The organism is Loktanella sp. M215 (genome assembly GCF_021735925.1).
Taxonomy (GTDB): Bacteria; Pseudomonadota; Alphaproteobacteria; order Rhodobacterales; family Rhodobacteraceae; genus Loktanella.
Genome location: NZ_WMEA01000001.1, coordinates 2,264,477 through 2,278,984 on the forward strand (window position 1 = coordinate 2,264,477; position 14,508 = coordinate 2,278,984).

General features: G+C 62.1%; 17 protein-coding genes and 1 pseudogene. 11 read left to right on the plus strand and 7 right to left on the minus strand.

The window, feature by feature from the left end; translation table 11 throughout:
* Positions 1-10: 10 nt before the first annotated feature.
* The 3 genes and pseudogenes from GLR48_RS11100 to GLR48_RS11110 all read left to right on the plus strand — a co-directional run.
* A complete protein-coding gene (locus tag GLR48_RS11100) occupies positions 11-796 on the plus strand; it encodes a creatininase (RefSeq protein ID WP_237061367.1) in 786 nt (261 codons plus the stop codon).
* On the plus strand, positions 793-1,749 hold the full coding sequence (gene speB / locus GLR48_RS11105; RefSeq protein ID WP_237061372.1) for an agmatinase: 957 nt from the start codon (positions 793-795) through the stop codon (positions 1,747-1,749). Before GLR48_RS11100 ends, speB begins: the two co-directional genes overlap by 4 nt.
* A gap of 189 nt (positions 1,750-1,938) precedes the next feature.
* Positions 1,939-2,250, plus strand: a pseudogene (locus GLR48_RS11110) (transposase); the annotation flags it as partial.
* Between the two features lie 113 nt (positions 2,251-2,363).
* Here GLR48_RS11110 and GLR48_RS11115 read toward each other — a convergent pair.
* From GLR48_RS11115 to GLR48_RS11140, 6 genes are read right to left on the minus strand one after another with little or no spacing between them, the layout of a single operon-like run.
* Positions 2,364-3,158 carry a citryl-CoA lyase gene (locus GLR48_RS11115; RefSeq protein ID WP_237061375.1) on the minus strand — a complete coding sequence of 265 codons (795 nt, stop codon included), beginning with the start codon at positions 3,156-3,158 and terminating at the stop codon, positions 2,364-2,366.
* Positions 3,159-3,168: 10 nt separating this feature from the next.
* The gene (locus tag GLR48_RS11120; protein ID WP_237061376.1) at positions 3,169-4,083 is read right to left on the minus strand and encodes an SDR family NAD(P)-dependent oxidoreductase; all 915 of its coding nucleotides are present in this window, start codon (positions 4,081-4,083) and stop codon (positions 3,169-3,171) included.
* 3 nt (positions 4,084-4,086) lie between these two features.
* Positions 4,087-4,419 carry a Zn-ribbon domain-containing OB-fold protein gene (locus GLR48_RS25935; protein ID WP_237061377.1) on the minus strand — a complete coding sequence of 111 codons (333 nt, stop codon included), beginning with the start codon at positions 4,417-4,419 and terminating at the stop codon, positions 4,087-4,089.
* A complete protein-coding gene (locus tag GLR48_RS11130) occupies positions 4,416-5,558 on the minus strand; it encodes a thiolase family protein (RefSeq protein WP_237061378.1) in 1,143 nt (380 codons plus the stop codon). Before GLR48_RS11130 ends, GLR48_RS25935 begins: the two co-directional genes overlap by 4 nt.
* Positions 5,555-5,938 (minus strand): MaoC family dehydratase, encoded by a 384-nt coding sequence (locus tag GLR48_RS11135; protein WP_237061380.1) that lies wholly within the window; start codon positions 5,936-5,938, stop codon positions 5,555-5,557. The genes GLR48_RS11130 and GLR48_RS11135 overlap by 4 nt, the downstream gene beginning before the upstream one ends.
* A 10-nt stretch (positions 5,939-5,948) precedes the next feature.
* A complete protein-coding gene (locus tag GLR48_RS11140; RefSeq protein WP_237061381.1) occupies positions 5,949-6,347 on the minus strand; it encodes a hypothetical protein in 399 nt (132 codons plus the stop codon).
* 341 nt (positions 6,348-6,688) lie between these two features.
* Between GLR48_RS11140 and GLR48_RS11145 the strand changes: the two genes are divergently transcribed.
* The 8 genes from GLR48_RS11145 to GLR48_RS11180 all read left to right on the plus strand — a co-directional run bounded on the left by GLR48_RS11145 (position 6,689) and on the right by GLR48_RS11180 (position 13,976).
* Positions 6,689-7,819, plus strand: a complete 1,131-nt coding sequence (locus GLR48_RS11145; RefSeq protein WP_237061383.1) for an ABC transporter substrate-binding protein — start codon at positions 6,689-6,691, stop codon at positions 7,817-7,819.
* Between the two features lie 10 nt (positions 7,820-7,829).
* Complete coding sequence (locus GLR48_RS11150) at positions 7,830-8,699, plus strand: branched-chain amino acid ABC transporter permease (RefSeq protein WP_237061385.1); 870 nt, start codon at positions 7,830-7,832, stop codon at positions 8,697-8,699.
* Positions 8,700-8,709: 10 nt separating this feature from the next.
* On the plus strand, positions 8,710-9,585 hold the full coding sequence (locus GLR48_RS11155; protein WP_237061387.1) for a branched-chain amino acid ABC transporter permease: 876 nt from the start codon (positions 8,710-8,712) through the stop codon (positions 9,583-9,585).
* A complete protein-coding gene (locus GLR48_RS11160; protein WP_237061389.1) occupies positions 9,582-10,346 on the plus strand; it encodes an ABC transporter ATP-binding protein in 765 nt (254 codons plus the stop codon). Before GLR48_RS11155 ends, GLR48_RS11160 begins: the two co-directional genes overlap by 4 nt.
* Entirely contained in the window at positions 10,343-11,053 is a 711-nt protein-coding gene (locus GLR48_RS11165) for an ABC transporter ATP-binding protein (RefSeq protein WP_237061391.1), read from the plus strand. Before GLR48_RS11160 ends, GLR48_RS11165 begins: the two co-directional genes overlap by 4 nt.
* Positions 11,053-12,636 (plus strand): AMP-binding protein, encoded by a 1,584-nt coding sequence (locus tag GLR48_RS11170; protein WP_237061393.1) that lies wholly within the window; start codon positions 11,053-11,055, stop codon positions 12,634-12,636. The genes GLR48_RS11165 and GLR48_RS11170 overlap by 1 nt, the downstream gene beginning before the upstream one ends.
* Positions 12,633-13,088 carry a MaoC/PaaZ C-terminal domain-containing protein gene (locus GLR48_RS11175; RefSeq protein ID WP_237061395.1) on the plus strand — a complete coding sequence of 152 codons (456 nt, stop codon included), beginning with the start codon at positions 12,633-12,635 and terminating at the stop codon, positions 13,086-13,088. Before GLR48_RS11170 ends, GLR48_RS11175 begins: the two co-directional genes overlap by 4 nt.
* 117 nt (positions 13,089-13,205) lie before the next feature.
* Positions 13,206-13,976 carry an IclR family transcriptional regulator gene (locus GLR48_RS11180; RefSeq protein ID WP_237061397.1) on the plus strand — a complete coding sequence of 257 codons (771 nt, stop codon included), beginning with the start codon at positions 13,206-13,208 and terminating at the stop codon, positions 13,974-13,976.
* Positions 13,977-14,143: 167 nt separating this feature from the next.
* On the opposite strand, the gene GLR48_RS11185 is transcribed toward GLR48_RS11180, so the two are convergent.
* Positions 14,144-14,395, minus strand: a complete 252-nt coding sequence (locus tag GLR48_RS11185) for a hypothetical protein (protein ID WP_237061399.1) — start codon at positions 14,393-14,395, stop codon at positions 14,144-14,146.
* Between the last annotated feature and the right edge of the window lie 113 nt (positions 14,396-14,508).

A 14,508-nucleotide genomic window follows, 5' to 3' on the forward strand; every position in this document is an offset into this window, starting at 1 on the left:
TGGAACCATTATGACCGAAAGTGTTTTCTACGCCGACCTGCCGTGGCCGGAGGTTGCCGCGCGTGTGGCCGCTGGCGCCCCCATATTCTTGCCCCTCGGCGCGACGGAGCAGCACGGGCGGCATATGGCGCTAAATGTGGACGTTGTTATTCCGACGGCAATTGCCGTGCGGGCTGCGTCGCTTGTCGGTGGTCTCGTTCTGCCGACAGTCGCATATGGCAACCGGTCGCAGCCCAAGACCGGCGGCGGCCCTCGTTTTCCAGGCACGTTGAACCTGACGGCCCATACTTTTGCGCTGATCGTGCGAGACGTGATCTGCGATCTTTATCGGCAGAATGTGCGTAAAATCGTGACCGTCAACGGCCACTTTGAAAACATTGGGCCAACCATCGAAGGAATAGAATTGGCACTCGACGCACTGGGCCGAGATGTCGTGCGCGACCTTGTCATCCTGCGGGTCGATCACTGGGACATGGTTCAGCCGCAGACCTTGGACCGAATTTTTCCTGACGGTTATCCTGGGATCGAGCTGGAGCACGCTTCAGTCATCGAAACATCGATCATGTTGGCGCTGCGACCGGAACTGGTGGATCTGGCTCGCGCGACCCACGACGGGCCTGCAAACTTTCGACCCTACGACCGCTATCCGCGCCCCAGCGACGAGGTGCCGGACTCTGGTGTGCTTTCATTGACTGAAGGGTCATCGGCCGAAAAAGGGGAGTGGCTGCTGGCCGACAGTGTGAATGGCATTGTCGCCATGATCGAAAGCGAATTTTCTAAGGGATGTAAGGCATGACCAATTTCCACCAACCCGTCGATGCATCGCTTGTCCCGCGTTTTGCCGGGCATGCAACGTTCATGCGACTCCCCGCCGTGGAATCCGCCGCTGGCTTGGATATCGCGCTGATCGGGGTTCCGTGGGATGGGGGCACTACCAACCGTGCTGGTGCACGCCATGGCCCGCGCGAGGTGCGCAGCATGTCGAGCTTGATGCGCCGTGCGCATCACGTGTCCGGGGTGGCTCCGTTTTCAATAGCGAACGTGGCGGACGTGGGTGATCTGGCCGTGAACCCGATCAATCTGATGGACGGGCTTGATCTGATCCAGCGCGGCATGGCTGAAATCGTCGCGACCGGCGCGATCCCATTGTCTGTTGGTGGTGATCATCTGACGACACTTCCCGTGCTGCGTGCCGTTGCGGCCAAAGGCCCGGTCGGCCTGATCCATTTCGACGCTCATTCGGATACCAACGATACTTATTTCGGTGATAATCCCTATACCCACGGCACACCATTCCGGCGTGGAATCGAGGAGGGACTGATCGACCCCAAACGGATGGTTCAGATCGGCATACGCGGGTCGGTCTACGATCCAACTGAACATGATTGGGCGCGGTCGCAGGGAATCCGTATTATTTATATGGAGGAATTCGTTCAACGCGGCGTTGCCAGCGTGATGGAGGAGGCCCGCACCATTGTAGATGATGGCGCAACGTATGTGACCTTCGATGTCGACAGTATCGACCCTTCGATGGCGCCCGGCACCGGTACGCCGGAAATCGGCGGCTTTACCACCCGCGAGGCGCAAGAAATGCTGCGCCTTCTGGCAGGCGTCAATATCGTCGGTGCCGATGTGGTTGAGGTGGCACCGCCGTTCGACGTCGGTGGCATGACCGCATTAGTCGGCGCGACAATGATGTTTGAATTGCTTTGCGTGATGGCCGACATGATCGATGCGCGCAGGCGTTGAAGCGTATCTGGATCGGTCGTGGGGGGATCTGTTGCCCACGTTGGGGATGCAGGGGCGCAACCTCTTGGTGTCTGAAACATAGCCAGTGTCTGCCTCCGGTTTTGCAGTCCGCGCGGGTTCTGAGCGGCCATTGACGTTCTCCGGTAGGGTTGAGTTGCAAAACTGACCTAACGATCGAGGAGATCCCCCATGACCAAAGACATGATAGCAGAAACCGTGGCGCTGAAGGCGCTTCTTTCGGACACCGCGGATCATCAGATATTGGCCGAGATGCTTGGGTTTGTCGCCGACCGCCTGATGGCGCTGGCAGTTGACCAGCGATGCGATGCTGGAACACATGAGCGGAGCACCGAACGGGTCAATCATCGGAACGGGTATCGTGAGCGCCGGTGGGCAACGCGGGCCGGGACCGTCGATGTTCAGAGCCCAAATCTTCGGAAGGGGTCATACTTCCCGGAGTTTCTGGAGCCCCGTTGGGCCCCGGAAAAGGCGATGCCGGCAGAGGGGCTCCATGTTCATCAATAGTCCTTCTCCGGCACGTGAACGGTAACCTCGCGGAGGTTATTCTCCTGACTAGCACAACTGCTGCTGTCACTCGCAATATCTTCTGCGACTTACTGCGCGTCCGGACCGCTCGTCTGCAAGATCTCCTCCTCTGCTCGCTGCCAAAGCTCGAAGGCAATTGGGTTGCGGGTTTCTTCGAGGATGTGCCCGACTAAGCCAATTGCCCGGGCCATGACACCGAAGCCGCGGATGATCTCTTGGGGGAAGCCGAATTCGCAACAGATCGCGCCAATGGCGCCGGTGGCGTTGATTGGAAGCTTCTTGCGGGATGACGCCTCTGCCTCAGTCTGGATCAATTGCATCAGAGCGACATATAAACCGGACATATCGTTCTCCTCGGCGATCTGGAACAAGCGCGGGGTGCGAGGATCGACAGGCTTGTGCACCGGATGACCCAGGCCGGGGACGATCTTGCCTGCGGCACTGTATGCGGCCACTGTCTCTTTGGCGATCCGGCTGAGGTCCGCTTCGGTCGCCTTCTCGCCGGGGGGCAGGGCGGCGTAAAGCATCTTCGACGCCCCTTCCATCGATCCGACGAACACCGTCCCGAGCCCGCAGAGGCCTGCGGCCACCGCGGCCTGCAGTGACTCTGGCGCGCCCATGTAGGTCAGCCGCGCCACCATGGCCGAGGGGGTGATGCCGTGTTCCACCAGCGTCACAGCGATTGCGTTGAAGACGATTGATTCCGGTGCAGTTGGCTTGCGCCCCGTCACCTGCATGAAGGCCATGTCGCCTAGATTTACGTGGCCGAGGATTTCGGATGGCAAATCAAGGCCGTGAACCTGAATCCTGTCGGCCGTGCTCCACCCGATGGCGGAGGTGATCTTGTCCTTACGCTTGGGCATGTCGTTTTCCTCAGATGGGGTCCCAGTTAAATACGTCCGCCGATACGTCGAGCGGGGTGAAGCCGGCCCTTAGGGCTGGGATGGCGTGGTCGGCGACGCTCTCGGGTGTCCAGCCTTCGCTGTGGTGGACAGACCGGACGGGGCGCGGTTGGTTCATCACGAAGATCTCGTTGTTGCGGCAGGCAAAGATCTGACCGGTCACGTCGCGCGCTGCGTCGGAGGCGAGGTAGGTTGCCAGCGGTGCGATCTTGGCAGGCTTCATCTCCTGCAGCTTGCGCACCCTTTCCTCCTGCTCCGGGCTGTCGACCTTGATGGACGAGGTCATCCGGCTCCACGCGAAGGGAGCGATGCAGTTCGAGGTGACGTTCCAGCGTTTGAGGTCGAGCGCGATGGATTTGGATAGGGCAACCATGCCAAGCTTAGCCGCGGAATAGTTCGCCTGCGCTAGGTTGCCGATCAGGCCGGAGGTCGAGGTCATGTGGATCAGCGCGCCGCTTTCCTGTGCCCGGAACTGGTCCGCCGCAGCGCGCGAGACGTTGAACGCGCCGTAGAGGTGCACCTTGATGACGGCGTCGAAGTCCTCAAAGCTCATTTTGTGGAAGAAGCCGTCGCGCAGGATGCCCGCGTTATTGACGACGGCGTCAAGACGGCCGAACGCCGCAACCGCGTCCGCCACCATCTGGCGGGCGGCGTCCGGGTCGCTGACGCTGCCGCCGTTGGCGATGGCGCGCCCGCCCGCTTCCTCGATTTCTTGCACGACGGCTTGGGCCGCGCCCTGGTTCTCGCGCTCGCCTTTCAGTGTGGCGCCGATATCGTTGACCACGACGGCGGCACCAGCAGCGGCTGCCGCCAGGGCGAGGTCGCGCCCGATGCCACCCCCGGCGCCGGTGACAAGCATGACCTTGTCCTTGAGCACCTGGCTCATCTCTCAATCCTCCTTGACGGTTGTGAAGGTCGGCACGGGGGTGCCGGCGAAATCCTGCATACGGCCCGCCACCCGGTCGCCGATAGCGGTATCCGGATCGGCGTGGCCCATGATGCGGGGGCCGTCGTCCAGATCGACGAGCGTGATGCACCACGGCAGCGGCTCCGGATGGTCGCGGCTTGGGGCACGGTGCTGGATCGTGACGGAGAACACCGTGCCGCAACCGGTGCTGTCGTGCGAGGCCGGGGCATCGGCGCCGCAGGTCCTGCAGCGGGGGCGGTCGAGCGCCCAGGCGTCGCCACACGCGGCGCAGCGTTGATAGCGGATCGCGGTCACGACACTCTCTCCAGCACCAGCGAGACGTGGGACGACAGGACGCCGCCGTCGCCGTGAATCAGCGCGTGGGTAGGGCGGTTAGGGATCTGCCGCTCGCCCGCGGTTCCACGCAGTTGCGCCAGCGTCTCTGCCACGTGGGCCATGGCCCCAGCGACGCCGCAGTGGCCATAGGACAGCAGGCCGCCGTGCGTATTCAGCGGCAGGTCGCCGCTGGCGTTGAAGCGTCCTGCGCGCGCCTCTGCCCCGGCGCGGCCCGGGGCGCTGATGCCAGTAGCCTCCAGCAGCAAAGCAAGCGTGACGGTGAAACTGTCGTAAATTGCCAGCAGGCCGACGTCGGCCGCGCTGATGCCCGCCTCGGCGTAGGCCTTCGCCACTGCGATCCGCGCACCAAGGGCTGGGTCATCGGGCGCCTCAGTTACATGCTGGTGCAGATGGGCCTGCCCCGCGCCGGTCAGGGCGACGGCGGGCCCGTCGCCGGGGGCGGCCGTTACCAGCACCGCCGCACCGCCGTCGGAGATAGGGCAGCAGTCCAGCAGCTTAAGCGGCGTGGCGATAGGGCGCGAGGCCATGACCTCCGCTTCGGTGACAAGGTCCTGCAGATGGGCGCCGGGCGTGCGCGCGGCGTTGCGGCGCATCAGGACCGCAAGGGCCGCTAGGTCGTCCTGTGTAGCGCCAGTGTCATGCAGGTAGCGTGCGGCCAGAAGGGCGTAGTAGGCAGGCACGATCGTCCCGGTCGGGACCTCTCGTGTCGGGTGGCCGACCTGCGCCAGCGTCTGCAGTGATGAATCGCGGCTTTGACCCGTCAGGCGGTTTTCACCCGCAACGACCAGCACGGACCGGCAGGTGCCCGAAGTTACGAGGATGTGGGCGAGGTGGATCATCGCGGCCCCGGTGCCGCCGCCCATCTGCAGGCCATGGGCATAAGTGGGTTTCAGGCCGAAGCTTTCGGCGAAGAGGCTGGCCAGCATCAGGTGGGGCAGGGTGGTGGCATAGCCGCAGATCAGCCCGTCAACGTCGCCGCGCGTAAGATTTGCGTCGTCCAGCACGCGGTCGGCGGCGCTGGTCATCAGGCCGATGGGGTCCGACCCCTCCTGCCGGCCGAATGGCGTGGCATAGGCAGCGCGCAGATAGGCGGTCACGGTGCGACCCTGTTGGCGAGGCGAGCGGTGCCCGTCAGCACCACGCGGTTGTCGTCAGTCCGCACCTCGAGTGCATACAGCGCGCCGTCCTGTTGGCGCAGGATCCCAGTGATCACCTGACCGACGTAGGTCGGTGCCGAAAAACGGATATTGAGGTCTGCGATGTAGAACGCTTGTGCCGTGGCCACGTCCACGGCGGCGTAGAGCAGGTTCAGGGCCATCGTTCCATGCGCAATCGGTTTGCCAAAGGCGGTCCCTTTTGCAAATGTGGGGTCGAGGTGGATCGGGTTAAAGTCCTGCGTCAGCGCGGCGTATGCCTCTGCGGCGGCAACGCTGGTTGTCAGCGTCAGCGGGGCGATGGTGGCGGGAAAATCGGTCATCGCATGCTCCTCATGCGTTCCAGATGGCGACGATACGACCGTTCAGGATCTCGGTCCCGTCGTGATCGGCGCGGACGGTGAAGGTGACCCAGTGACGCCCCTTCTTCTCGGCCTTCTCGGCAACGCCGACGCGGTAGGTTAACGTCTGCCCCAAGGCGACCTGCGCGCCGGTCAGTGCGATTTTCTGTCCTGCATGGACGTTGCCTTTGGGGCGTGGCTGGATAGCGTGGATGTAGGCTTCCATCATGCCGGCGATGATCATGCCGTCCGGGGCTGTCGCGCCTATGACGGCACCGTAAATCGCCTCCCATCCTGCGACGCGATTGGCGTCGAGTGGCACGGTGACAGGAGCGAAATGCTGGCCTGGCGCAAATCGGGCAAAGGTCCAAAGGGTGGCATCGTCGATCACCGGATGTCCCTTCCGTGCGCTAAGCGTGCAGTCGAAGTGACAGGGGAAATCGGCGCTTCAGGCAGAATTTTCGCGCGGCGAAGCCGCCCTCGTGACGTCTGGTCGTTGCCTTTTAAATCCAAGTTTTCTGAGGATCGCATGCATATTTTCCTTGCAGAACATCATTTACTATACAGAATGAAGGCGGCGGCACAAGTTGTCCGATGCGCGGGACAACGCGATGCCGCGCCGGGAGGAGATGCAAGCGACGCGCCAATGGGCAGCGGCACTTGCACCGGCAAGCTGCAAAATGCGGTCCTGCCAGATGCGGGGGCCGTCAGTCATTTTCACGGAGGAACGTCATGTCCATCACGCTCAGGAATACTTTCGCCGCGGTCGGCGCGCTTGTCTGCCTCGCGCAGCCGCTAGCGGCCGCCGACCATACCATTGGGGCCCTGTTCCCGCTGTCAGGCCCCAATGCGGTCTACGGCGACGTCTTCATGTCCGGCGCCGATCTGGCGGTCGATCACATCAATGCCGACGGCATTCTGTCCGGACCGCTGTCCATCGCCTACGAGGACAGTCAGGGTTTGCCGCAGCCTGCAGTCGTAGGAATGACGAAACTGGTGAACGTGACAAAGGTGCCTTACACTCTGTCCGCCTTCACCGGCGTGTCCAAGGCGATCTCGACCTTGGCTATGCGCAACAAGGTCGTTGCGGTGAACGGTGGCGGCGTTGGTCCCGATCTTGCGACGCTGGGTGAATACTTCTGGAACGTCATCCCGCTCGCTAACCTCGAGGTGCGAGCGATCGTTCCCTATATGGTGAATGAGCGCAAGCTGACCAAGGTGGCGTTGATCTACATCGACGATCCACTGGGCCAAGCGATGGAGGCTGAATTCGAAACCGAGCTCCCAAAGGTCGGTGCGGAGCTGGTCGAGGCCTATTCGGTCCCCACCACGGCGCAGCAGTTCTCCGGCGTGGCCGCACAGGTGCGCTCCTCAGGGGCCGACGTTGTCTATGTCGCCAGCTACGGCAACCAGCAGATCCAGATCGTCAAGCAGCTACGTGATAATGGCGTGGACGCGCAGCTGGCTTCCTATTCCGGCTACGCTGTGCCTGATGCTTTTGCGTTGCCTGAATCCGAGGGGATGCTGATCACCGGCCAAGGTGTCGACCTGGAAGCGCAGGACCCCGTCACTAAGCGCTTCGTCACTGACTACCGTGCGAAATATGACCGTGACCCGACCGCCTACAACATCAACTATTACAACGCGACGCTGCTTTACGGCGTTTTGGCCGCTGCCATCGAAAAGGACGGCAACGACGTTACCGGAGAGGCGCTTCTGAACAAGCGCAAGGAGATGGGCAGCTTCGATCTAGTTGGTGGCACCGTGACCTTCCAGGACAACGGCACGCTGCTGTTCCCGATCCAGGTCAAGGAGATCAAGAACGGCGCGGCCGAGGCCCTGACATCCGTCAACTTCGAATAGGGGACGGGCGATGCTGGCGATCCAACTGGCCATCACTGGTCTGCAGACAGGTGCGCTCTATGCGCTGACGGCAGTGGGGTTTTCGCTGATCTTCGGATCGACGCGGATCTTCCACTTCGCCCATGGCGCGACCTTCGTGGTCGCCGCCTACCTGTTCTATGCGGTCTTCAACGCCGGTTGGGGCGTCGCACCCGGCATCCTCGCCGCGGCGATTGGGGCGGTGGTCTTCGGTCTGGCGCTTGACCGGCTGGTCTATGTCCCAATCCAGCGGCACGAAGGGTCCTTCTTCACAGTCTTCGTCGCGTCGTTCGGGGTTGGGATCGCGGTCCAGAATATCATTGGCATGGTCTTCGGCCGCGGTTTCGTGACCGTGAACACCTCGCTGTCGCGCAGTGTCGAGATGTTCGACAACATCTACGTCTCGCCACTCGCCTGGATTGCTATCCTCTGCGCCGTTGTGTTTCTGGGTGGGCTGCAGTTCGTGCTGCTAAAGACCCACGTCGGCATGTCTCTCCGGGCGCTGTCGGACAATCCAGAGCTGGTCCGCACCTTCGGTCTCGATCCACGGCGGATCGAGGCCATGGCCTTCGCCATCGGATCGCTGCTGGTGGTGCCCGCGGCGATCATCACCTCGGCCACGACGGGGCTCAATCCGTCCGTCGGGCACCATGTCATGCTGATCTCGCTTGCGGCGACCATCGTGGGCGGTATCGGGTCGATCCCTGGCACTGTGCTTGCGGGGGTTCTGCTGGGACTGGCCGAAAGCATGGCGCTGCTGGTCGTCGACTCGCAATGGACCGAGGCAGTGACCTTCGCGATCCTCTTCGCCTTCATCATCATCCGACCGTCGGGCCTGCTGGGCCGGACTATCGCGCACTGAGGGGGGCGACGTGGAAGCCTACATTTTCAATCTCGTCAATTTGATCGCGATCTATGCGATCCTCGCGGTCACACTGAACTTCATCATGGGATATGCGGGAATCTACTCGCTGGCCCATGCGGTTTTTTTCGGGATCGGAGCGTATACCGGATCCTGGGTCGCGCAGAATGTCAGCCCATCGATTTTCGTGACCCTGCCTGCCGCCATGGCAGCGTCCGCCGTGGTGTCGCTGCTGCTGGCGCTTCCGGCACTTCGGGTGCGGGGCGAATACTTCGTCGCCGCTTCCTTGGGATTGCAGGTGCTGGCCGTCACGATTTTTTCGGAATGGAAGGGTTTCACCGGCGGCATCGGTGGTGTGCTGGCGATCCCCGCTGTCCGAATCATGGGGGTGGAGGTCTATCAACCCAGCCAGTTCTCGATCCTGTCGGTCGCGATGCTGATCCTGGTATTGCTGGCAATCAATGCGCTGGTCCACTCCAGCTTCGGCCGCAATCTGCGCGCCATCCGCGACAGCGAAAGCGCCGCGGCGTCGTTCGGGAAGAACGTCCCCATGATCAAGACAATCTCGGTCGTCATTTCGGCTGCGCTGGCCGCCGTCGCGGGGGTGCTTTACGCCAGCTACCTCAGCTTTATCAACGTAGAGACGTTCACGCTGGATAACTCGGTGCTGATCATGGCGATGGTCATCATCGGCGGCACAGGCACCATCGCGGGGCCTGTCGTGGGGGCCGCAGTCCTCCTGCTGCTGCCTTCGCTGATCTCCTACTTCGCGTTCCTGCCGCAAACAGAGATCGGGGCCCTGCAGCAGATCATCTATGGCCTTGGCATGACGCTGCTCATGATCTTCCGCCCCGGCGGCATCGTAGGCCGGAGGGCGGGGAAATGAGCGTAAGCGCCCCCGCCCTGAACGAGCCACTTATGCAGATCCGAAACCTCAGCAAGAGCTTCGGCGGCGTCACCGCTGTCGACAATGTGACGATGGATCTGCGGTCCGGCATCGTCACGACGCTGGTTGGCCCCAACGGTGCGGGCAAGACGACCTTCTTCAACCTGATCACCGGCAACCTCGCCCGCGACAGTGGAGAGGTGACGTGGCTGGGCAATGACATCGCGGGCGTGAGTCCGCACCGGATTGCCCGGATGGGTGTCATGCGCACCTATCAGGATTTGCGGCTGTTCGATGGCATGACGGTCTTGGAAAACACCCTGAACGCCACCGAATTCAACGCCCTGCCACTGCCCATGTCCCGCACGGCACGGCGCCGGCGGCAAGAGCGGATCGATGAGGTGCTGGAACGCACCGGACTGGCCGACAAGCGCAACACCCGTGCAATCGATCTCGCCTATGCAGAACGCAAGTTCCTGTCCCTTGCGCGGATCATGGCGACGCAGGCGCGGCTGTGGCTGCTGGACGAACCCGCCTCGGGGCTCGACCCGAATTCCTATGACCGTTTTTTGACGATCCTGCGCGAGGACGTGGCTAAGGGCGTCACGGTCTGCATCATCGAGCACAACCTTGACATCGTCATCGGAATTTCCGACCGGATCGCATTTCTAGATCGGGGCAAGCTGCTGGCGGACGGCGATCCCCAGTCTGTGCTGGATGACCCAGAACTGGCGAAAATCTATTTCGGAGACCGCGCATGACCGCCGTTCTGCAGACCCACGACCTAGCCGCCGGATACGGTGGTCGCCCTGTGATCTCGGAAATCGATATCACACTGAATCAGGCCGAGGTGCTATGCCTGATCGGTCATAACGGTGCGGGCAAGTCGACCCTGCTGAAAGCGATGTTCGGTCTGCTGCCCACCGAAGCCGGACAGGTGCAGGTGAATGGACAGAACGTGACCGGCAGCACGCCGCGCGCCATCGCCGACATGGGAGTGGCCATGGTCCCCGAGGGAAGGGGCGTCTTTCCGTCACTCACGGTGAACGAAATCTTCGCGCTCGGGATGCACGCGACGTCTGTGCCGAAGGACGAGCGGGAGGAGCGCATCGACTGGGTGCTGAACATCCTGCCCGTCATTCGGGAATTCATGCACCGGCCCGCCTCGACCCTGTCCGGGGGACAGCAACAAATGGTGTCCATCGGGCGGTCCTTGCTGTCGCGCCCTCGAATCCTGCTGCTGGACGAGCCTTCGATTGGTCTGGCGCCGAAGCTTTTTCAGGACCTGCTCGCCCCGATCCGCAAGCTGCAGGAACAGGAGGGGCTTTCGATATTGCTGGTCGAACAGAATGTGCGCGAGGCGCTCAAAATCTCGGACCGTGCCGTTGTGATGAAATCCGGTCGCATGATCTGGGAAGGGATGCCCGAGGAGCTGTCCGACAACGAAAAGCTGATGGAGCTTTACTGATGACGTCGCGTCTGACGTTCGACGGTCTGATCGCCGCCCGCCAAGACCGGGACGATGACCGCCCCGTTCTGGTCACCGCCACAGGGCGGGCCGTCAGTGCCGCCGAATTCGACCGGCACGTCGGTCAAGCGGCGACGTGGCTGACGGGGCAGGGCGTGGGGCGCGGCGACCGTGTTGCAGTCTGGCTGAACAACTCGCACACGTGGCTGGCCCTACTGTTCGGCGCGGCGCGCATCGGCGCCGTCGTGGCGGCGGTCAACACCCGTTATCGCACGGCCGAGCTGCATCACATACTGGCTAGTTCTCGCGCCCGAATGCTGATCTTCGACAGCGACGACAGCCATGCGGATTTTGCCGAAATGATCGCCGCCCTCGACATGACGACGCTGCCCACCCTGACGGCGCTCGCGTCGCCTGCGGGCGGGACTGAAATCGCGGGTCTGGCCGTCGCTGCTTGTAGTTTCGATGATCTCAATCCGACTCCGTCGCAGGACGCTGCCCCGGCCGACCCCCTTCTGCTGTTCACGACTTCTGGCACCACCAGCAAGCCCAAGCTGGTGCTGCACACGCAAGAAACGCTGTCCCTTCACGCAACCCTGTGCGCTGGGGCCTATGGTTTCAACCAGCCCGGCGCGCGGTATCTGGCCGCGATGCCGTTTTGTGGCGTCTTCGGACTGAACCCGACGCTGGCCGCCGTCGCGGGCGGGGCAACTGTCCACATAATGCCGGTCTTTCAGGTTGCCCCGGCAATCGAGATGGCTCGCGCGAACGCGATCACTCATTTCTTCGGCTCGGACGAGATGTTCCGTCAGATGTGGGAGGCCGACCGCGATGGCTTCGCAGAGGCGCGGCTTTGCGGCTTTGCCTCTTTTACCCCCGGCCTAAGCGAAACCCTGCGGCAAATGGCAACTGCAGGTCTGCCCTTGGTGGGCGTCTATGGCGCGTCCGAGGTCAACGCCATCTTCTCGATCCAGCCCCTAGCCCTGTTGGTCGAACAGCGGTTGCAGGGAGGCGGCCGCCCTGCGGGCGGCGACACCGTGCAGATCCGCGTCCGCAACAGCGAGACCGGCGCGCTGTGCCAGACAGGAGAGGCTGGCATGCTGGAGATCCGAGCGCCCACGAACTTTAAGGGCTACTTCGAGAACCCGGAGGCGACGGCAAAGGCGTTAGACGCCGATGGCTATTTCCTGTCCGGCGACGCGGGGTTCCTGCGCGATGACGGCACCTTCGTTTATCTCGCGCGAAACGGCGACTTCGTCCGTCTGTCAGGCTTCCTGACCGACCCTGCCGAGATCGAGGAGGTCATCGCGCAAGCCCCCGGTGTGTCCAAGGCGCAGGTCGTCGGCGTCACGCACGACGGCAAGACGCGGCCCGTGGCTTTCGTCGTGGCCAAGCCGGGAGCGACGCCCGACGCGGATGCCGTCATTGCACATACCAAGTCAAAACTTGCGCATTACAAGGTGCCGCTGATGGTCATCATGCTTGATGCCTTTCCGACAACCGAGAGTGCCAACGGGCTAAAAATTCAGAAGACCCGCTTGCGGGACATGGCCGAAGCGAGACTGTCAGGAGATGCGTCATGAGCCATTCGCTCTACTACAACGATTTTGAGGTGGGGCAGGTCTTTACCAGCCAAGCACGCACGATGACAGAAAGCGACCTGACGATGTTCTCGATGCTGACCGGCGATTGGAACCCGGTGCACAACGACGCGGAATTCGCAAAGCAAACGCGGTTCGGCCAGCGGTTGATGCACGGCGCCTTCGGCATTGGACTGGCCCTCGGTCTTATGCACAACCTTGGCATCTTCGAGGACAGCGCAGTCGCACTTCTGGACGTGCAGGACTGGCAGTTCAAGGAACCGGTATTCATCGGCGATACGCTGCATCTTAAACTGCACATCCTGGATAAAAGCCTTGGCCGCAGCGGCAATACCGGCCGCATCGGGCGCCGATTCGAACTGGTCAACCAGCATGGAAAGGCAGCCCATACCGGGCGGGCGGACGTCCTCGTGCGAGTCAATCCGGTGACCTGACGGAGTTGCATGAAGCACGAGCTTGGCAAACAGATCGCGGCCGATCGTGGCGCAGGACAAGTCAAATGACGTGCATCGCGGGGATGCCGTGTAGAAGGCGGCTGCATGAGGGATAGCATGAAAGAAACCGGCCCGTCGAAATTCGTCCCAGCCGTCGAGAACGCGATCAAGCTGTTGCGGCGCATCGCCATGGCGAGTGAGCCGGAAGGCGTGGCCGCCATGGCGCGGGCAACGGGGCTGAACGGATCGACCACGTTTAACATCCTCAAGACCCTCGCCAATGAGGGCTTCGTTACCTTCGACGAAAAGGACAAGACCTACCGGATCGGCATGGGCGTCCTGGAAATCGTGGGTTCCATCCTCGGCGCCAATCCCAATGATCTGATCCGGCCCCTGCTGAATGCACTTGCGACAGAGCATAGCGTGCTGATTGCCCTGTGGCAGATCACCGAATGCGACCGCATCGTTTTGATCGACAGTGTAGCGCCGCACAAGACTGTGCACGCGAAGCTGGAGACCGGGTCTCGCCTTCCGGCGATGATTGGTGCAGTCGGCCGCTGCTATGCCGCGCTCACGGGTGTCACACGGGGCCATGCGCAGGCGGCCTATGACCGCTTGAAATGGCAGTCCCCGCCGGGATTCGAGGCATATTGGGAGGATATCGAGACGGCGCGGGTAACCGGTTTCGCCTTTGATTTCGGCAACCTCTTCATCGGACTCAACATCGCTGCCGCTGTGGTCTGCGACGCCGACGGCAGGCCCCGCTTGGGGCTCAGCGCCATCAGCATTGCGGGTCAGACAAGTGCGGAGGCGATGCAGGATATCGCGACGGCTTTGCATAAGGCGGCCAATCTGATCGAGACCAACGTTTTCGCACGGCCACGCTGAATCTCGGTAGCAAAGGCTCGTGCTTGACTTCGTTGCGCAGGCGCGGAGCCGAGATGGACATCGTTGACGGGCATTACTCCATCTGATTTGGATCGTGCGCACAGCCAAGTCATGGCCGACAAGTTGAGACGGGTAACTGCCACCCCAGATATGAGGTGCAACAGTGGTCAGACGCCTTCACCATTGTCGCAGAGTGCCGCCGCGAGGTTCTTGTCGCGGTTGCCTCCGTGCGAGCAGAGCACGGCATCGCCTGGGACTAAGGGGTTCATCGCGCGTTCCACGGTCGCGCCCTTGCGGTTCGTTAATCTACGAAAGAGCCGTGCGCCGCCGCGGTAGGCATCCGTAAGAATGGGCACCCGCGCACCGTCAAGATGTTCGACGACGGCTTCGATCAGTTGAAAGCTGTGATGCGTAGGCATAGGCGTAGGACTGGTCGTAGACATAGAACCCCGGCGCTTGCGTCAACGCAGCAAACCTACCCCGAACAGGCAGCCCTTTAACCCGAGGGGCTGCCTTGTCGCATACTTCAATT